Source organism: Agrococcus sp. TSP3-2-1, from assembly GCF_049897585.1.
GTDB lineage: Bacteria > Actinomycetota > Actinomycetes > Actinomycetales > Microbacteriaceae > Agrococcus.
In genome coordinates this window covers 80,445-98,959 of record NZ_JAFCWN010000002.1, presented here as the reverse complement: position 1 = coordinate 98,959, position 18,515 = coordinate 80,445, and the positions used below count along the sequence as shown (strand labels likewise).

Below are 18,515 nucleotides of genomic sequence, written 5' to 3'. Positions count from 1 at the left end.
CTCCGTGTCAGCTCCTGGCGGAGGTGGAGCTCCGCCGAAGGATGTCTTGTGCCCGTCGACGCACCGGCGCGTCCACCATGTCGTTCCCGACGCGCGTCGCGCCGTCCGAGCTGTCCGCCGCCAGCACCTGCCGCGCCCAGTCGGTCTCCTCCGGCGTCGGCGCGTATCCCGACCGGATGTGCGGCACCTGCGCGGGATGGATGCACAGCGACCCGCCGAACCCCAGGTCACGGCCATCCGCGGCGTGGCGGCGAGCTGCGTCCGCGTCGCCGATGCCGAACCATGGCGAGTCGAGCGCCGGCGCAAGGCGCGCCGCCGCTGACGCCGTGACGATGCTGGACCGAGCGAAGAGCATGGCTCGGTCCGAGGTCGATGATCCGAGGTCGGCTGCGAAGTCAGCCGCGCCGAACGCCAACCGCTCGAGGCGCGGATGGTCGGCGAACTCGGCAAGCCGCTGCACGCCGAGCGCCGTCTCCACCAGCGCGATGATGCGCACCGGAGGCGCGACGCGCTGAGCGACTTCCTCGACCAGCGCCTTCGACTCCGTCTTCGGCACGAGCACGGCACCGAGCCCACGGGCTCCGAGCCGGTGGACGAGATCCAGATCCCGCTCGAGGACATCCGCATCGTCGACATTGATACGGAGCATCGCTCGTGCCGCGTGCTCCGGGCGACTGCTCACCCATTCCTCGACCAGCATCCGAGCCGCTTCCTTGTCCGCGGCCGGCACTGCGTCCTCGAGATCGAGGATCGCCATGTCGGCGCCAGAGGCGAGGGCCTTCTCGAAGCGGTCCGGCCTCGTCCCCGGCACGAACAGGGCGCTCGTGACGTCCCTCACGGCGATGAGGTGGAGCGCGCCACCTTGACGACCGTGGCCTTCGTCTGTGTCGTCGCGAGCAGCGCCTCGACGCCCTTCTCACGGCCATAGCCCGACTTCTTCACCCCACCGAAGGGCAGCTCGACACCACCGCTCGCCCCGAAGTTGTTGACGAAGACCTGTCCGACACGCAGCGCGCGCGAGACGCGGAAAGCACGGTCGATGTCCGCCGTCCACACTGCAGCGATGAGGCCGTAGTCGGTCGCGTTCGCCTTCTCGATCGCTTCCGTCTCCTGGCCGAAGTCCATCGCGACGAGGACAGGTCCGAACACCTCTTCCTGCGCGATCTTGGAGAGCGGGTCGACGCCGTCGATCAGCGTCGGTGCGAAGTAGGAGCCGCCGAACTCGGTTTCGAGCCGGCTGCCTCCGGTCACGACGGTGCCGGAGGCCCCATTGACGTAGTCTTCGACCCGACCGAGCTGCTTGGTGGAGATCAGTGGACCGAGCTCCGGATCGTCGATGCCGCGACCGATGGTGACCTGCTCCATCGAGGCGCTGACTCGAGCGACGAGCTCGTGGTGGATCCGGCGATCCACGAGGAGGCGTGAGCCGGCCGAGCAGGTCTGTCCCGCATTCTGGATGATCGTCTTGACGACGGTCGGCACCACCTCGTCGAGATCGGCGTCGGCGAACACGATGTGCGGCGACTTGCCGCCGAGCTCGAGCACCGCGGGCACCAGCTGCTCGGCCGCGGAGGCCGCGATGAGCCTGCCGACCTCGGTAGAGCCGACGAAGCCGATCTGGTCCACGTCGGGCGAGCTGGAGAGCGCGGCACCGGTCTCCGCGCCCGTCCCGGTGACGACATTGAGGATCCCCGCGGGCAGCCCGGCCTCGAGAGCAAGCTGCGCGATCCGCACCGCGGTGCGCGGTGTCTCGTCTGCAGGCTTCACGACGACCCCGTTGCCGGTCGCGATCGCGGGGGCCACAGCGCGCGCGAACAGCTGCATCGGGTAGTTCCATGCCAGGATGTGGCCGATCACTCCGTAGGGCTCGTTGCTGGTGAAGACCTCGAACCCTTCGCCCATCGGGATCGTCGCTCCGTAGAACGACTCGATCGTCCGCGAGTAGAACTGGAAGTACCGCGCGCAGACGCGCACGTCGTTGACGGCCTGGCTGATCGGCTTGCCGGTGTCCTCGCTCTCGAGCCTGCTCAGCTCGTCGACATTGCCGAGTATCCGACGGGAGATCTCATCGAGCACGTCCGCGCGTCGTTGTGGCGACAACGCGTTCCAGGCCGGCTGCGCTGTGCGAGCCGCGCGAGCAGCTCTCGATATCTCCGCACGGCCTCCGAGCGATACGGCACCGATCAGCCCTCCGGTGGAGGGATCGATGTTGTCGTAGCTTCGATCGGTCGTGACGTCTGCCCCGTCGATGAAGCAAGGTGTCTGGATTGCCATGCGTCTCTCGCTCTCGTCAGGCGGCTGCATCGAAGACGATGCCGCCTCGGGTGATGGAACGGGCGGCGACATCGTCGACGCCCTGCTGTGCGTTGTCGAAGGTGTACTCGCGGTCGACGAGGGTTTCCCAGGGCAGCTCCGCGGTGCGAGAGATGAAGTCGATCGCGCGGCCGAGCACCGGTTGCGGATACCGAAGAGCGGCGCGCATCTGGACGCCGCTGCGAGTGAAGTACCCGGGGTCGAATTCGGTGAAGCGGCCCGGGCTGATGCTGCCGATCGAGATGAAGATCCCGCCGGGTCGAACTGCCTGCACGCCCTCCCAGAAGGCGGACGGGACGCCCGTGAGGTCGATGACCACGTCTGCTCCCCCGCCGGTCCGCTCGCGGAGCAGCTCGACTCGGCCTGCACCGTCGCCCGGCTGCGACAGGTCGATCGTGTTGTGGGCGCCGAACTCGACCGCCTTCGGCAGTCGGGTCGCCACCATCTCCGCGATGTGCACCGTGGCGCCGCGCTTGTTCGCGACTGCCGAAGCGCACACGCCGAGTCCACCAGCGCCCATGACCAGCACGTCCTGGCCGCTCGTCACCTCGGCCAGCTCGATCCCGAAGGTCACTTGCGACAGTGCGCAGTTGGCCGACGAAGCGGCGCGACTGGAGACGTTGTCCGGCACCTTGTAGACGTACTGGTTCGGACCGATCGCCCAGTGAGTGCCATACGTCCCATGGAAGTGCGGTGGTTCCTCGGCCTTCTTGCTCCAGCCCTCGAACCCGTTGGTGCACAGGTTCCAGTGACCCGAGTTGCATGCCTTGCATCGGCGGCACGCCTGGAAGTATGCGGCCACGACGCGGTCGCCGACACGAAGCGGGTTCCCGGCGAAGTCGACGGTCACACCCGCACCGAGCGCATGAACGATGCCGATGCCTTCGTGGCCCATGCAGCTGCCGACGTTGATGTGCGGGTGACGGCCGTTCAGGATGGCGACGTCCGAACCGCACACGTTCGCCCGGATCATCTTAAGGATCATCCCGCCGGCTACCGGATCGGGGATCTCGTACTCGCGCTGCTCCATCGCTCCGGGCTCGGTGATGACCGCGATCAGGCCTGTCTCTGTCACGAGAGGTCGCTCCTTGTGTGGCTCGTCGTTGAACGCTTGCGGATGCGCATGGCACGCAGGGTTGCTCTGCGGCTCGGCTCCCAGCTCGATGTTGTCACGGAATGTATACGTAGTCAATCGTGCTCTCGCGATGTCGCTATCCCGCCCATCAGCGGAGGTGTATGCAAGAATTCGCCGACGGCCGGGCGGAGGAGGCGGGATGGTCACGAGTCGCGACGTCGCGAAGCTCGCAGGCGTCTCGCAGGCCACGGTGTCGAGGGTGCTCTCGGACAGTCCCGCGGTGACGAGCACGACGAAGCGTCGAGTGCTTGCCGCGATCCAAGCGAGCGGTTACGTCCCCGACGTCCGCGCGCGTGCGATGAAGACCAGCCGGTCAGGGAACGTCGGTGTCGTCGTCGCCGACCTCAGCAACCCGTACTACCCGGAGGTCCTGGAGAAGCTCGACAACTCACTGAGCAGCCGTGGGCTTCGCATGAGCGTCTGGGTAACCGACGGCGCCACGGGCGCATCCGGCGGCGAGAGCGCGGCACTGCGCGCCATCCGCTCCAGGTCGGTCGACGGAGTCATCTTCACGTCGATCACTCCGGGTCTACCGGAGCTGCGTGAGGCGCTCGAACTCGGGAGTCCGGTGGTGCTCCTCAATCGGAAGGCACCGGAGCTCGATGTCGACGCCGTCGTCAGCGACAACGTCCGCGGCAGTGAGCTGCTGACACGACGGCTGCTCGATCACGGTCGCACGCGGCCGGCATTCGTCGGCGGAGCGCCCACCGCCAGTACATCAAGCGACCGGCTCGAGGGTTTCACGGCCGCGCTGCGTGCGCACGGCCTGCCGGTGGTCGAGCACCGGATCGTGCTCGGAAGGTACTCGTACGGCTTCGGCTTCGAGTCCATGCAACGGCTGCTGCAGACGGATCCCTCCATCGACTCCGTCGTCTGCAGCAACGACATCCTCGCGTTCGGCGCCCTGGATGCTGCACGGAGCCTAGGCCGTGCCATGCCGAACGGTCTCTGGGTCGCCGGCTTCGATGACGTCCAGATGTCCAGCTGGCATTCCTTCGACCTGACCACGGTCGGGATCGACATGAACCGACTCGCCCAGGAGGCGACGCGGCTCTTGCTCCAACGCTTGGACGAGCCGAGCCGGGCGGCTGAGGTGGTGACACTCGCTCCAGAGCTGATCATCCGTGGCTCGGCGCCCTTCGCCCCTTGAGCCCGTCGGGCCAAGCGCGCGGTGGCGCGGCTCCATCCATGGGGGTCGACCGACGCTACGCGACCCTGATCAGCACTCGTCCGAAGGCGCGTTCCGGCGACTCCGCGTAGGAGTGAGCGGCGCTGATCTCGTCGAGACTGAACGCGCGCGCGATCGTGAAGCTGAGCGCTGTCGACTCCATCATCTCCGCCACTCGTCGCATGCCCGCATGGTCGGCGCTCACGAGCATCGAGCGCGCGTCCGCGCCACGGGCCCGCGCAGCGCTGATCGCCGCGGGGTCGGTGCGCGCGGGCAGCAGGGACACGTAGCGGGCGCCAGCGCGCATCGCTCCCAAGACGGGCGCTCCCCCATCCGCGACGCTGGTATCGATCACGAGGTCGACCGCGCCTACGCGCTGCAGCCACTCGTCTCCATCGCGTACCAGCAGCTCATCGGCGAGGCCGCTGAGCCATTCATGGCAGCGGCTGGCTACTCCGACGACATGAGCCCCCGACGACCGAGCGATCTGCGCAGCAGCGGCCCCGACTGCCCCGCCCACACCGTGGATCAGCACTGTCTGCCCCTGCCGCAGCTGACCGATCTCGAGCGCCGCCTGATAGGCCGTCAAGCCGACGAGCGGCGCGACGCCTGCTTGATCGAGGTCGACCACCTCCGGCAAGGCGACGAAGCAGCGGCTCGGCGCGGTCACGTACTCCGCGTGGGCCCCTGCCCCATACGGGTACGGCAGCATGCCGAACACCCGTTCGCCGGGCATGAGGTGAGCAACGCCCTCGCCGATGCCCGCCACGTAGCCTGCCACATCCCAGCCGAGGGTGAACGGCGGCGTTCCGAGGTAGCGGCCGAGCTGACGGTGCTTCACGTCCGTGGGATTGACCGAGGACCGATGCACCTGCACGAGCACCTCGCCGGCAGCCGGATCGGGGCTGCGCTTGGAGACGATCTCCAGCACCTCGGGGCCTCCGAGGCGAGATTGACTGGCAGCTCTCACGAGGCAGCTCGTCCGCTCGCCGCAGCAATGTAGGACGCCACCCCGTCGCGGAGCTCGCGTCGCTGCGGCTCCCATCCCAGCAGTTCGCGTGCTGGCACGATGTCAAGTACGCCGCGGAAACTGTTCTCCTGTGCCTCGAGGTCGGTGATCACGTCGGCGAGCATGATGTCGGCCTCGGGCATCACCTCGAGCAGCACATCGCGCAACGCGAACTGATCGACGGGGAGCCGCCCCGTCGCACCGTAGAAGATCCGGACGTCATCGGGCGCGAGGTCGACGTGCGCGCACCGCTCGACGAGAGATGCGACGTCTGCCACGTGCGTGTAATCGCGACGGACTCGCGTGCCCTCGGTGAGCGAGACCGGGTCACCCGCGACGGCACCCTCCACCATGTCTCGGATTCCCATGCCGTACTGCATCCCCGGCCCGTAGACCGCGGAGGGCCGGACGATGCGGACGTCCAGATTGAAGACCTCGCGGAAGCCCATCACCCAGCACTCCGCCGCAGCCTTCGAGGTGCCGTAGAAGGCGAGCGTGCTTCCGCCCTGGCTGTTCACCAAGGGCGCGTCTGCGCCGATCGGCTCCGACGGCGACGGAGCGACGGCCGAGATCGACGACACGTACACGAACCTCGAGGCACCGCTCTTCACCGCGAGGTCGAGAGCGGTCACGACCGAGGTCGTGTTGACCTCGTACGCGAGGATCGGCTGCTCGCGCAGGACGCGCGGGTTGACGATGGCCGCCATGTGCACCACCACGTCCGGGCGGAAGTCCGTGAAGCACTGCGCCATGTCGCCGGCGTTCCGCACGTCGCCGGTGACATACGTCGCGTTCGCTGCGGGAGCGGCCGGCGTCTGTTGGTCGAACACGCACACGGTGCTCCCTGCATCCTGCAGCTCGCGGAGCACGTACGACCCGAGGAAGCCGGCGCCGCCGATGACCAGGACCCGCATGCTACGCCTCGACGATGGCGTAGACGTCGCCGGAGGCCAGCGTCGCACCGACCTCGGCGCGCTGCTCGACGAGAGTGCCGGCGACCGGCGACTCCACCTCCAGCGTCGCCTTGTCGGTCTCGATCGTGATCAGGGGGGTGCCCAGCTCGACGCGATCACCGAGCTCGACCTCCCATGACAGCAGATCTGCCTCGTCGCCGGTCGGTCCGAACTCGGGCAGCTTCAACTCATGCTTTGACATAGTCCTGTCTTTCCTCGTATTACTCGGCGAGCAGCGAACGCATCGCTGACATCACGCGCTCAGCGCTGGGGATCACCGCTGCTTCGAGGGCCGGCGCGAAGGGAATGGGAGCATCGGGCACCTTCAGCTCGGCGACGCGCGCCGCGAGCTTGGTGCCATGCTCTCGGTAGATGAGGGACGCGAGGTATCCGCTGAAAGGGTCACGCTCTGTCGCCTCATCGACGATCAGCACACGCCCGGCTCGCGCGGTCTCGTCACTGATCGAAGCGAAGGAAGGGGCGCTGAGGTTCGTCAGCGAGTAGACCAGCGCGCTGACGCCGTCGGCCTGCATCCTCGTTGCGGCATCGCGCGCGATCTTGCTCATGTAGCCGGTCGCGATCACGACGATCTCAGGATCGGACCCGTAGCGATACGACTCGCCCAGCGGGGCGACGCTCATGTCCGGCCGCTCCCGCACCAGCTCGAGTTCTTCGCGCTGCCCATACAGCGACTTGTGCTCGAACAGCAGGGTCGGGACGTCACTGGCGATCGCGTATCGCGTGAGCGAGTACGCCTCCCCGACCGTCGTGGGAGCCAGCACCTGCAGGCCGGGCACTCCGGAGAACATGCTGTAGAGGGACTGCGAGTGCTGCGCGGCGAAGTTTCGCAGGTGGCCGTACGGCAGCCTGACCACGAGTGGCACGGTGTACTGGCCGCCGCTCATGAACCGCATCTTGGCGCTTTGATTGACGATGCCGTCCATCGCCAGCATCGCGAAGTCGCTGAACTGCATCTCGACCACCGGCCGAAGACCCGTCATTGCGGCTCCAACTGCCATGCCGACGTGCAGCCGCTCCGAGATCGGCACATCGAAGACCCGATCCGGACCAAACTCGTCGATGAGGCCGCGACTGACGGGCCACACATACCCCAGGGTGAAGTCTTCTCCGTAGGCCACGACCGTCGGATCGTCGCGCATCTCGTCGGCAATAGCCATGCCGATCGCTTGGGAATAGCGGATCTTCTCCATTGAACGCTCTCCACTCATCAGTACACGTACTCGAGCGCAGAGTCCGCGGCCGGCTCACTTGCGCTGCGGCCGAAGTCGATGGCTCGTTCGATGAACTCGGCGATCACAGAGTTCACGCGGACGATCTCGCCTTGGGGAAGCTGCCTGGCCATGATGAATCGCTCGATCGGGTCGTTCGCGACCTCTGCAAGGTGTGCTTCCTTCGAACGGTAGGCGCCGAACGCGGGGTCGCCGCGAGAGTGCCCCATGAAGCGGTACGTCTTGGCCTCGATCAGGACGGGCCCGCCTCCGGACACCGCTCGCTGCCGCGCGAACACCATGGCTTCGGCGACGGCATCGTAATCGCGCCCGTCGACAGCGATGCCCTCCACGTTCTTGTAGGGCTCGGCGAAGTCGACGATGCTGGCGGCCGCGATCGCATCTGAGACGTGCGCCGTCACGGCGTACTGATTGTTCTCGCACAGGAAGACGACGGGCAGCTTCCACAAGGACGCTAGGTTCATCCCTTCGTGGAACGAGCCCTGCGCGGTCGCACCGTCTCCGAAGGACGCGATGGCGACGGCCGACCTGTCGCCGAGCGTCTTGATGGACATCGCGGCGCCTACAGCGAGTTCGACGCTCGCGCCGACGATGCCGTTCGCACCGATCAGTCCGACGGACTTGTCTGTGAGGTGCATCGAGCCCCCGCGACCGCGGCACGTACCGGACTCCTTTCCCATCAGCTCGGCGAACATCCGGCCGACGTCGGTCCCACGAGTGATCGCGTGACCGTGACCTCGGTGCGTGCACGCGATGTAGTCCTGCACCTTGAACGCCCTGCCGGCGGCTGCGGCAATCGCCTCATGTCCGACTGAAGAGTGGATGGACCCCTTCACCTCGCCGCCGTTGTACGCCTGGTACGCGCGCTCCTCGAACGCGCGGACCAATCGCATCGCGACATACTCGTTCGGCACCTCCTCGAGCTGGCATTGCTCGATGAGACCGTTCAGCGTCATCGGTTTCTCAGTACTCATCCGGGCATCGTCCCTTCGGCTTCGAGCTCTTGCGCTCGGTCGACGATGGAGGTGATCCTTCGGTTGAAGATCGCATCCAAGATGTAGAAGAGGGCCAGCAGTGTCAGCGCGGTGAACGCGATCGCCAGCAGAAGTCTCGAGGGCCATACCGGCAGCTCCAGCAGACCCATGCGCGCCTCGTTCGTCTCGAATGAGATGACGGTGCGCTGGATTCCCGAGACCGCGAGCATCGCGAGCACGGGGAGGGAGCAGATGCGCCAGAACACCTCGACCCACACCCGATACGTCGGCTTCAGTCGATCCACAAGGATCGAGAACCCGATGTGGTCTCGCTCGCCGTCGAGCCATACGAGCGCAGTACACGAGATGACGAGCACGAAGAGCTCAGTCAGGTCGTACACCATGGGGAGCGGTCGCCCGACGATGTTTCGGAGCAGCACGTCGCCCAGCAGCAGGATGGTGGTCGCGGCGACGAGCACGACATTCACCACGATCATGATGCGCACGAGCAACCTGAGGGACGTTCGAAGGAATCGCATGACCTTCGCTCCTATCTCGCGATGTCAGGCAGCCAGGTCACGAGACCCGGGAGCAGTATGAGGAGGATGACGACGGCGATGTCGACGACGTAGTACGGCCAGACGCCCCTGAGCACTGTCTCGGGAGCGAGACCTCGAACCGATCTCGCAGTGACGAACAGATTGAGTCCCACAGGCGGTGTGATGAGCCCCAGCTCGCACATCTTCACCATCAGAACCGCGAACCAGATGCCGTTCACTCCGAGCGAATCGAGCACGGGGAACAAGATCGGCATGGTGATGAGGATCATCGACAGCCCGTCGATGAACATCCCGAGCGGAATGAGGAGCAACAGGATGATGATGACGATCATGATCACCGGCACGTTGAGGCTCGTCATCCATTCGGTGACGATGCGTGGGATGCCCGATCGCACAACGAAGACCGAGAAGATCGCCGAACCGAGGAGCAGCGACATGATGGTGCCGCTCATGACGCCTGCCTCCATGAAGGAGCGGCCGATCGCACCTCGAACGGCACGGCCGCCGTCCTTGCGGCGGTCCCAGAGCAGGATGGCGAAGGCGACGCACACCGCGATCGCGGCCGACTCCGTGGGCGTGAAGAGACCGGAGTATATGCCGCCGATCACGACGCCGAAGACTCCGAGCACTCGCCAGATCAGCCCCCAAATGTTCAGGAAGCGCTCCGCGCGGCTCTTGCGAGGCTCATTCGGGTCGATCGCCGCCGGCTGGTTGCCGCCGGCGATCGACGGCTGGAGCACCGCTCGCCCGCTCGCATAGACCATCATCGCGATCGCAGAGATCAGACCGGGGATCACTCCGGCGAGCAGCAGCGCACCGATCGATTCCTCAGTGATCTGGCCGTAGACGACGAGCACGATGCTCGGAGGAATCAGGATCCCGAGGGTGCCGGCAGCTGCGACGGTGCCGGACGCATACGCCTTGTCGTAGCCGTTCTTGACCATCTCCGTGATGGAGAGTCGCCCGACCGAGCCGACCACTGCGGCACTCGTTCCCGCGACGGCACCGAAGGCCGCGCTCGTGGCAATGGTGGTGACGGCCAGCCCACCGGGCAGCCGGCTCCTGCTCCCCTGGATCGCGGCGAACGCGCGATCGACCAGACCCGATTCTTTGATGAACATGCCCATCAAGATGAACAGCGGGATGATGATGAGCGTCGGTTTGCCAAGCGCTTGCAGAGGAACCTGCACGAGCGAGGTCATGGCGATGGCGAAGCCGTCGATCAAGATGAGGCCAACGGCGCCGGAGAGCGCGAGCGCGATCCAGATCGGTGCCTTGATGACGAGGAAAAGGATCAGGACGGCGATTGCGATGAGGATCGCGAATGATGCAGTCATGGTTGCGTGACTCTCCGTGAGTTTGCTGCTTCGCTCGCTTCGAGCGGGAGAGCCCTGTCGGTCGACCGGGCTCCCCCACTGTCAGCGGGCCGCTGCTGATCGATCGCTAGCGCTCAGCGCAGAGCGCAAGGCCATCGACGTAATCGTCACCGATCGAGGCCGAGGTCTCTGCGGCCAGCTCGATGTAGCGATCGATCACCGCCTCGTACTCCGCTGGAGCGATGCCTGCAGCTTCCGCGTTCTCCACCAGCGTTGCGCGCGCGACCTCGAGCGCAGACTCGCGCCAGGCTTGGTATTCAGCGTCGCCCTGGTCCGCGATCGTGACGGTACCGCCGGCATCTAGCACTGCGTCGCACGCTTCCGCCTCGATCTCGGTGACGAGGGGAATCAGTGCGGAAGGATAGTCCGCCGACACCGTCTCGATCGCGCTCTGCTGCTCCGGCGTCAGGCTCTCCCACACTTCCGGGTTCGCGAAGATCCGCGCTCCCGAGTATTGCCCGATTCCATAGTCCACGAAGTGCGGCGTCACTTCCTGCACGTTGAGCGCGACAGCGGCACCGAACTCCGTCCCGATCCACCCGTCGAGCACGCCTCGCTGCAGTGCCTCGTACATCTCGGAGAGCTCCATGAACACGGACTCCACGCCGGCCTCAGCAGCGACACTCGCCATCAGACCTGGGGCACGGAATCGCTTGCCGTTGAGCGCACTGAACGACGCCAGTTCCTCACTCGTCGCCGAGCCGGCTGCGCCGTTCGTGATGTCCGCCAGGGGCACAACACCGAAATCGCTCCACGCCTGCTCGATCTCGGGGAACTCGTCCTCCAGCTGCTGGAACGTCTCCGCGAACACGTGCCACGAAGGCGTGACGAAGGGGTAGGCGACAACGTTCCAGTACGGCAGGTCGGTCGAGTGGTAGTTCGAGTAGCTCATGCCGAGGTCGGCGCGGCCATCGACGAGACCGGGGAGGATGTCAGTTCCGGCGAGCAATGAGCCGCTGGAGTGGACCTCGATCTGGATGGAGCCGTCGGTCGCCTCCTCCACCGCCTCGATCCAGGCGGCCACGCTCTGCCCTTGAACGCTCTGCTCCGAGATCGGGGTCGCCATCGTCAGCGTGCGCGACTCGCCGTCGCTTGCTTCGGCCCCGCCCGCGGAGCATCCGACCAATGACAATGCGACGACTGCCGCGAGGGCAGCGCTTGGGGTCGCCAGCTTCATACGAACTCCTTCGTTCATAAGGACCTGCTCCGGGTACGCAGCACCCCTTGTCGGAGTGTGCTTGCGGACGCGCCGCGCTGTTGCGGTACGACCACTTGCATGATACGGTACTACCACCTTGACCAGCAACGCAAGGCAATCCCGCAGGCCAGTGGTGAAGGCGCTGGACTGCGCTGCAGGGTCGCCCAGGCCCACTACAGTGCAACGCATGCGCGAGAGGTCCGATCGATGAAAGACGATGCGCCGAACGGCGAAAGAGAGAGCCTCACACGCCACGTCCTCGCCGCCATCCAATCGTTGAGCCCCGGCGAGCGACTCCCGAACGAGCGAGATCTGAGCAAGTCACTCGGCGTCTCTCGCACCGCACTTCGCGATCGGTTGCAGCTCTTCGAGGCGATCGGAGTCCTTGAGCGGCGCTACGGGGCTGGCACCTTCGTCGCCGAGCTGAACGCGTCGTCGCTGGCGAGCTTGCTCTCCCTCGGTATCGCGGCGAGCGGCATCAGCGCGCGCACGTTCCACCACGTTCGCATCGCCCTCGAACGCGAGGCGGCAGGCCTCGCGGCCCTGCACGGCAGCAAGCTACAGTTCGACGAGCTCGCCAAGGCAGCGGAAGCCTTCGGCGACGAGCTGACCGGCGACCAGCTGTTCGCAGTCGACGTGAACTTCCACCGGGCCTTGCTGCTCGCATCGGGTGACAGCGGGGTGCAACTGCTGACAGACGTCTTCACGCAGGTGCTGAACGACGAAGTCGCCGAACGGACGAACCGCATCTCGCAGTTGACCTCGGCCGGGGTGACCACGAAGATCCAGCAGGTGCACTTCAACATCTACGAGGCAGTGAGCGCGCGCGACGCCGCGGCCGCGCGAGCAGCAGTCGACTATCACTTCGAGTGGTTCGACAACACCGCTCCGCGACGATCGACGACCGACGAGGCTCGCGCTCGCGGCTGATCGCTGCGAATGCGGCGATCTCGTGCAGTGGTGATTCAGGCGATTTCGAGAGCATCGGAGTAGTCCTGGGGTAGCGCCGCTTCTGAGCGGCGCGGATGGTCTCGATACGCCCGGCTGTGCCGCGCTACTCGACCGACGGGAGGCCTGCGCCGGGCTATTCGACCAGCCGGGGAGGAGGTCAGCGATGGAGTGGCTCGACGCCCCGCACGCCGAGCTCGCGAGGCAGGTGCTGCAGCGCGGCACCGCCGCGATCTTCGCGATCGCGTTCCTCTCGACGCTCCTCCAGTTCCCCGCGCTGCTCGGCGAGCGCGGCCTGCAGCCCGTCCCGCGCTACATCGCCGCCGGCGGTCTCGAGGGCCAGCCCAGCATCTTCCGGTGGCACTACTCCGATCGCATGCTGCGCATCCTCTGCATCATCTGCATCGGAATCTCGCTCGCCCTGGTCACCGGCTTCCTGCAGTCCGGCCCGCCGTGGGCGCCGATGCTCGGCTTCCTCGCGCTCTGGATCGCCTACCTCTCGATCCTCCCGATCGGGCAGACGTTCTACGGCTTCGGCTGGGAGCTGCTGCTGTGCGAAGCGGGCTTCCTCGTCGCGTTCCTCGGTTCCGACGACCACGCTCCCCCGGCGCTCACGCTCCTGCTGATCGTCTGGCTCGTCTTCCGCCTCGAGTTCGGCGCCGGCATGATCAAGCTGCGCGGCGGCAGCGAGTGGCGCGATCTCACGGCGCTCATGTACCACCACGAGACCCAGCCGATGCCGGGGCCGCTCAGCCGCTGGGCGCACCTCGCGCCCGCGTGGTGGCACAAGCTCGAGGTGCTCGGCAACCACGTCGCGCAGCTCTTCGCGCCGTGGGTGCTCGCCGTCGCGTTCGTCGGCGCCACCGCCGCGGGTGCGATCGGCCGGGAAGGACCCGCCGCCAGCATCTCGCTCGCCTTCGCCGCCGTCGCGACGGTCTCCGCCGCGATCATGATCCTCACGCAGGGCTGGCTCGTCATCACCGGCAACTTCGCGTGGCTCAACTGGATCACGATCGTGCTCGGCTTCGCGGCCGTCGACGATCGCGTGACCGCGTGGCTCGTGCCCGCCTGGCCGTCGACGGGCGAGTACGAGCCGACGCCCGTGTGGTTCGGCATCCTCACCATCGTCCTCCTCGTCGGCTACGCGTGGCTGTCGATCCCGTCGGTGCGCAACCTCTTCTCGCGCAGCCAGCTCATGAACGCGTCGTTCAACCGGTGGCGGCTCGCGAACGCCTACGGCGCATTCGGCACCGTCACGAAGCAGCGCGACGAGATCATCATCGAGGGCACGCTCGAGGCCGAGCCGCAGGGCGGCGACTGGGTCGAGTACGAGTTCAAGGGCAAGCCGGGCGACGTGCGGCGCGTGCCGGGCTGGTTCGCGCCGTACCACCTGCGGCTCGACTGGCTCATGTGGTTCCTCGCGCTCGGTGCGCACGGACCGTGGTTCCGGATGCTGCTGGTGCGCCTGCTGGAGGCCGACCGGCCGACCCTGCGGCTGCTCGCGCGCGATCCGTTCGGCGGACGTCGCCCCGCGTGGGTGCGGGCTCGCGTCTACCGCTATCGGTTCGCGACGCGGGAGGAGAAGCGCGCGACCGGCCAGGTGTGGATGCGGGAGGGCGGCTCGCTGCTCGTCGCGCCGATGCGGGGCTCGGCGGTCGCCGGCGACCGCTGACGCGATGCGGAGCAGCGATCCCAGATGTGTGGCGATCGGCGTCCATCACGCGCGTTTGCGAGCCGATGACCACACGTCTGCGGCGGGATCGAGGCTACGGGTTCTGCACTTGCGGTGACGACGCGGCCTCGCGATCGATGCGGCTGCGGATCGCGCGCAGCGCGAAGACGACCGCGGCGAGGCCCGATTCCGGGCGAGCCCGGGTGACCGCCTCCTCGTAGAGGGCGTCGATGGCCTTGCCCGACGCATCCGATGCCTGCTCGACGCCGTCGAGCTCCTCCCACGCCCGCAGGTGCGCCGCGAGCGCCTCGACCGCGTCGGCGGCGAGCTGCCGCTCGGCCTCGTCGATGCTCACCTCGACCGGCTGCGCCCACGCAGCGCCCGCGAGCGCGTCGAGCACGTCGATCGAGCGATGCACGACCGCCCGCAGCGCCGCGACGGCGCGTGCGTCGCGCTCGACGTCGTGCGGTCGCAGCTTGGCGCGCGGGTTGAGCCGCCGGCTCTCGCGAGCCTCGCGCACGTCGTCGGCGAGCGCATCCACCCACCCCTCGAGCTCGGGACCCCACGAGGCCCAGTCCTCCCGCTCGGGCGGCCACTCGCCGCGGAGCGTCTCGGCGAGCTCGTCGAAGCGATCGGCGAGCTCGAGCACCGAGGTGTTGATGCGCCGGCGCGCCTCGCGATCCCACAGCGGCGGCCGGGCGAGCGCGTTGATGATGACGCCGACGACGAGACCGAGGGTGAACTGGCCGACGTAGCCGGTCGCGTAGCCGTCGGGGTCGGCCCCGCCGAAGAGGATGACGAGCACCGCGACGACCGGCACGACGCTCGCGCCGATGCCGAGCGTCGCCGCGCCCTGCAGCACGACGCCGACGGCGCCGATGATGCCGATCTTGGCGAGCGCGGGGATGTCGATCCACAGCATCGCCATGCCGAGCGCGGCGCCGAGCACGAGCCCGAGCGCCTGCTGCAGCGCGGCGCGGGCGATGGTGAAGAAGGTGGTGCCGACAGTGATGAAGGCGCCGAGCGGAGCGGCGTAGGCGTAGTCCGAGAGGCCGCCGGGCAGGATCGAGCCGATGCCGAGCGCGACCATCGCTGCGAGCGCGGTGCGCACGGCGATCGCGATGCGGTCGGGCGGCAGCCAGCGGTAGAGCGCGCGCTTGGCCTTCGGCGCGACGGATGCGCTGCGGCTCTCAGGCGCGCCGGCGGACGATGACGACGGCCGGGCCATGCGGTCACGCTAGCCCCACCGACTGGAAGTGGCGTGCCGATCGCCGACCCGTTCGTCGAGCAGCCATCGCGACCCGTTCGTCGAGCAGCCACCGCCACCCGTTCGTCGAGCTGCCACCGCCACCCGTTCGTCGAGCAGCCACCGCCACCCGTTCGTCGAGCAGCCACCGCCACCCGTTCGTCGAGTAGCCACCGCCACCCGTTCGTCGAGTAGCCACCGCAGGTGGCGTATCGAGACGACCCCCGCTTCGTAGACTCCCCCCGATGACCCCAACGCATCCGCCCCTCACCGACGCCGCGACCTGGTCGGTGCTCGTGCGCGACGCCGCGACCGGCGAGACCGTCTTCTCGAGCTCGCCCGACCTTGAGCTCTCAGCCGCGTCGGCGCCGAAGCTGCTGCTGCTCGTCGCGAGCGCAGCGCTCGCCGAGCGCGGCGATCTCGACCTCGACGAGCGGCTCGACCGGTCGAGCGTCGAGCCGGTCGGCGACTCCGGTCTGTGGCAGCACCTCAGCCAGCCGACGCTCACCGCAGGCGACGCCGCGATGCTCGTCGGATCGGTGAGCGACAACCTCGCGACCAACGCGCTGCTCGAGCGGATCGGGCTGGATGCGGTCGAGCGCGTGCGCGCGGAGCTCGGCATCGAGGGCGTGCGGCTGCACGATCGCGTGCGCGACCACAGGGCGCCGGAGCATCCCGCCCGGCTCGGGACCGCATCCGCCACCGGTCTCGCAGACCTCATGGTGCGACTCGCGGCTCGCAGGATCGGGTCGGGGGCAGTGAGCGACCGAGTGCTCGGCTGGCTCCGCCATTCGGTCGACCTGAGCATGGTCGCCGCGGCGTTCGCGAAGGATCCGCTCTCGCACGGCCATGGCGCCGAGCGCCCTCGGATCGTGAACAAGACCGGCACGGATGCGGGTGTCCGAGTCGACACCGGACTCGTGCTCGGCGCGCGGCGCACGTTCGCCTACGCGGCGCTCGCGAACTGGGCGCCGGAGACGGGCGCGGCGGATGCGGTGCTGACGTCGATGCGCGAGATCGGCGCCGAGCTGCGCCGGTTGGCGGAGGAGTAGCGCCGCAACGAGAAGCGGGGCCGGCCCCGAAGGGACGGCCCCGCTATGGCTGCGGTCATCGCAGCAGGGTGCGCGCGAGCGCGTCGAGGGCGAACTGCTCACGAGCGGCGAGTGCCGCCTCGTAGGCCTCGGCCTCGCGTCGCTGCTCCTCGAGCTGCTGCGGCTTGAGGGCCCAGCGCTCCAGGTGGCGCGATGCGTTCAGTGCGAGCCGGCGAGGAGCCGGCAGCACCAGCGTCGAATTCGACATGGTGGTTCTGCTTTCTGGCATGGCGATATCGCCCCGTCGATGGGCGTGAGATAGCGCAAGATGAATTGCGTGAGAATGACGCGCTCGATGCACTCGACTGATGAATGCGGATGCGCGGAGTGCGGCGGGAGCAGAGCGGCCGGCAGGTGTCCGGGCGCCGTGCAGCTGCCGTGGTCAGCGTGCGGTGAAGGGAGGAGACGCAGGGCTCAGAAGCCTGCTGTGGCCTGGCAAGAACGAGTCCTTGATGGACTCGGCAGCCGTCTACCCGTGCGCTCCGCCGCTAGCAGACCCCGCCAGCGAGGAGGGTCCCAGCGGGAATCATGTCGGTGATGAACATCGCGAGCTCCTCCTTTCAGCTTGGCGTGGAAGTTCGCGGTCACGAAGGTATAACGGTCGGAGCGAGAAGCGCAAGTCCAATCGCGATGTTTCTTTGTCCGAGTTTGTGTTGGGGGACATAAGCGAGTGCTCGTCACTCGGGTCGGCTCGTGAGCCTGTGGAGAGCACTGTCGGCGTCCGACGCTGCTCGCGTACTCTGCCCGCATGCTTCGAAGGCTGGCTCCTGGGATTGCGCCGGTCCTCGTGCTCGCTGCGACCCTGGTGGGCTGTTCGGATCCTGAGCCGCTGCCTTCGACATCACCAAGCACGTCGGGCGCGATGCCGGTGACCGAGGATCAGTTACTTGCGGACACGCGAGCAGCCTGGGACGCCCACCAGACCCTTCTCTCCGAGTTCGGGGCGGCGCCTGCCAACGCGTCGCGGGAGCGCTTGCTGGAGGTCACCACACCCGACTCGGCTGACACCCTCATGAGCAACTTCGACGACGCGGCCGACAGACGAATCCACACCGAGGGGCAGCGCCGAACCACTGTTTTTCAGCTGCATGACACCACGGAGGCTCCGTCGCGAGTGGAAGTAGCGGTGTGCGTCGATGTCAGCAACGAGCGCATTGTGGGCGACGAGGGTCTCGACCTAACACCGACCGACCGGCCGCTACTGCAACCGTCGTTGGTCGAGTTCGTAAGTGGTCCGGGCGACTCCGGGTACATCGTCGCCCGACAACTGCCCGCTGTCGATGAAGGGGCGAACCCGTGTTCACAGGGTTGATCGCGGCTGCAGCGGTGGCGGCCTCCTCCGCCTTCACCATCGGGCTCACGGGCGCCGGAGACGACCCACCTCCCACCGAGTCGTGGTTTGACGGGGATGCGCTGTACGCAGGCGAGCAGCGCCTCATCCCTGGCGAGGGCGAGAAGCCCGGAGCGAATGGCGAGTTCGTTGATTGGGCGGCTCTATGGGAGGCCTATCTCGCTGCTCTCTACGCCGACTGCATCGCGGACGCGCCGATAGGACTCGGACGCTGCGACGTGGTCATAGTCGACCGCCGAGCGGACGCGCCTTCGCCAGTCGCGGACCCCAT

The 18,515-nt window shown here is 67.4% G+C and carries 18 protein-coding genes; 5 read left to right on the top strand and 13 right to left on the bottom strand.

The window, feature by feature from the left end; translation table 11 throughout:
* Window positions 1-7 precede the first annotated feature (7 nt).
* From ACP7BI_RS03015 to ACP7BI_RS03005, 3 genes are read right to left on the bottom strand one after another with little or no spacing between them, the layout of a single operon-like run.
* The gene (locus ACP7BI_RS03015) at window positions 8-838 is read right to left on the bottom strand and encodes an HpcH/HpaI aldolase/citrate lyase family protein (RefSeq protein ID WP_425843646.1); all 831 of its coding nucleotides are present in this window, start codon (window positions 836-838) and stop codon (window positions 8-10) included.
* Window positions 835-2,274 (bottom strand): aldehyde dehydrogenase family protein, encoded by a 1,440-nt coding sequence (locus ACP7BI_RS03010; protein ID WP_425843644.1) that lies wholly within the window; start codon window positions 2,272-2,274, stop codon window positions 835-837. Before ACP7BI_RS03010 ends, ACP7BI_RS03015 begins: the two co-directional genes overlap by 4 nt.
* A gap of 16 nt (window positions 2,275-2,290) precedes the next feature.
* Window positions 2,291-3,388: a zinc-binding dehydrogenase gene (locus tag ACP7BI_RS03005; protein WP_425843642.1), complete on the bottom strand. Its 1,098-nt coding sequence runs from the start codon at window positions 3,386-3,388 to the stop codon at window positions 2,291-2,293.
* On the opposite strand from ACP7BI_RS03005, the gene ACP7BI_RS03000 reads away from it, so the two are divergent.
* Window positions 3,360-4,598 (top strand): LacI family DNA-binding transcriptional regulator, encoded by a 1,239-nt coding sequence (locus ACP7BI_RS03000; RefSeq protein WP_425843641.1) that lies wholly within the window; start codon window positions 3,360-3,362, stop codon window positions 4,596-4,598. The genes ACP7BI_RS03005 and ACP7BI_RS03000 overlap by 29 nt on opposite strands.
* A 55-nt stretch (window positions 4,599-4,653) precedes the next feature.
* On the opposite strand, the gene ACP7BI_RS02995 is transcribed toward ACP7BI_RS03000, so the two are convergent.
* The 8 genes from ACP7BI_RS02995 to dctP form a co-directional block, all read right to left on the bottom strand.
* Entirely contained in the window at window positions 4,654-5,547 is an 894-nt protein-coding gene (locus ACP7BI_RS02995) for a quinone oxidoreductase family protein (protein ID WP_425843640.1), read from the bottom strand.
* A gap of 35 nt (window positions 5,548-5,582) precedes the next feature.
* Window positions 5,583-6,539 carry an NAD-dependent epimerase/dehydratase family protein gene (locus ACP7BI_RS02990; RefSeq protein WP_425843638.1) on the bottom strand — a complete coding sequence of 319 codons (957 nt, stop codon included), beginning with the start codon at window positions 6,537-6,539 and terminating at the stop codon, window positions 5,583-5,585.
* Between the two features lies 1 nt (window position 6,540).
* Window positions 6,541-6,765, bottom strand: coding sequence for a biotin/lipoyl-containing protein (locus ACP7BI_RS02985; RefSeq protein WP_425843637.1), 225 nt, complete (start codon window positions 6,763-6,765; stop codon window positions 6,541-6,543).
* Window positions 6,766-6,799: 34 nt separating this feature from the next.
* Complete coding sequence (locus tag ACP7BI_RS02980) at window positions 6,800-7,789, bottom strand: alpha-ketoacid dehydrogenase subunit beta (protein ID WP_425843635.1); 990 nt, start codon at window positions 7,787-7,789, stop codon at window positions 6,800-6,802.
* A gap of 17 nt (window positions 7,790-7,806) precedes the next feature.
* Window positions 7,807-8,784 carry a thiamine pyrophosphate-dependent dehydrogenase E1 component subunit alpha gene (locus tag ACP7BI_RS02975; RefSeq protein ID WP_425843634.1) on the bottom strand — a complete coding sequence of 326 codons (978 nt, stop codon included), beginning with the start codon at window positions 8,782-8,784 and terminating at the stop codon, window positions 7,807-7,809.
* Window positions 8,785-8,798: 14 nt separating this feature from the next.
* Window positions 8,799-9,341: a TRAP transporter small permease gene (locus ACP7BI_RS02970; protein WP_425843633.1), complete on the bottom strand. Its 543-nt coding sequence runs from the start codon at window positions 9,339-9,341 to the stop codon at window positions 8,799-8,801.
* Between the two features lie 11 nt (window positions 9,342-9,352).
* Window positions 9,353-10,699: a TRAP transporter large permease gene (locus ACP7BI_RS02965; protein WP_425843632.1), complete on the bottom strand. Its 1,347-nt coding sequence runs from the start codon at window positions 10,697-10,699 to the stop codon at window positions 9,353-9,355.
* A gap of 106 nt (window positions 10,700-10,805) precedes the next feature.
* Window positions 10,806-11,915 (bottom strand): TRAP transporter substrate-binding protein DctP, encoded by a 1,110-nt coding sequence (dctP, locus tag ACP7BI_RS02960; protein WP_425843631.1) that lies wholly within the window; start codon window positions 11,913-11,915, stop codon window positions 10,806-10,808.
* Between the two features lie 228 nt (window positions 11,916-12,143).
* Here dctP and ACP7BI_RS02955 point away from each other — a divergent pair, with 228 nt between their 5' ends.
* On the top strand, window positions 12,144-12,866 hold the full coding sequence (locus tag ACP7BI_RS02955; protein WP_425843629.1) for a FadR/GntR family transcriptional regulator: 723 nt from the start codon (window positions 12,144-12,146) through the stop codon (window positions 12,864-12,866).
* A gap of 184 nt (window positions 12,867-13,050) precedes the next feature.
* Window positions 13,051-14,556 carry a lipase maturation factor family protein gene (locus tag ACP7BI_RS02950; RefSeq protein WP_425843628.1) on the top strand — a complete coding sequence of 502 codons (1,506 nt, stop codon included), beginning with the start codon at window positions 13,051-13,053 and terminating at the stop codon, window positions 14,554-14,556.
* Window positions 14,557-14,650: 94 nt separating this feature from the next.
* On the opposite strand, the gene ACP7BI_RS02945 is transcribed toward ACP7BI_RS02950, so the two are convergent.
* A complete protein-coding gene (locus ACP7BI_RS02945) occupies window positions 14,651-15,784 on the bottom strand; it encodes an FUSC family protein (protein WP_425843626.1) in 1,134 nt (377 codons plus the stop codon).
* Between the two features lie 263 nt (window positions 15,785-16,047).
* On the opposite strand from ACP7BI_RS02945, the gene ACP7BI_RS02940 reads away from it, so the two are divergent.
* Window positions 16,048-16,854, top strand: coding sequence for a serine hydrolase (locus ACP7BI_RS02940; protein WP_425843624.1), 807 nt, complete (start codon window positions 16,048-16,050; stop codon window positions 16,852-16,854).
* Between the two features lie 55 nt (window positions 16,855-16,909).
* Here ACP7BI_RS02940 and ACP7BI_RS02935 read toward each other — a convergent pair whose 3' ends face one another.
* Window positions 16,910-17,101: a hypothetical protein gene (locus tag ACP7BI_RS02935; protein WP_425843623.1), complete on the bottom strand. Its 192-nt coding sequence runs from the start codon at window positions 17,099-17,101 to the stop codon at window positions 16,910-16,912.
* 540 nt (window positions 17,102-17,641) lie between these two features.
* On the opposite strand from ACP7BI_RS02935, the gene ACP7BI_RS02930 reads away from it, so the two are divergent.
* Window positions 17,642-18,205 (top strand): hypothetical protein, encoded by a 564-nt coding sequence (locus ACP7BI_RS02930; RefSeq protein WP_425843621.1) that lies wholly within the window; start codon window positions 17,642-17,644, stop codon window positions 18,203-18,205.
* Window positions 18,206-18,515 lie beyond the last annotated feature (310 nt).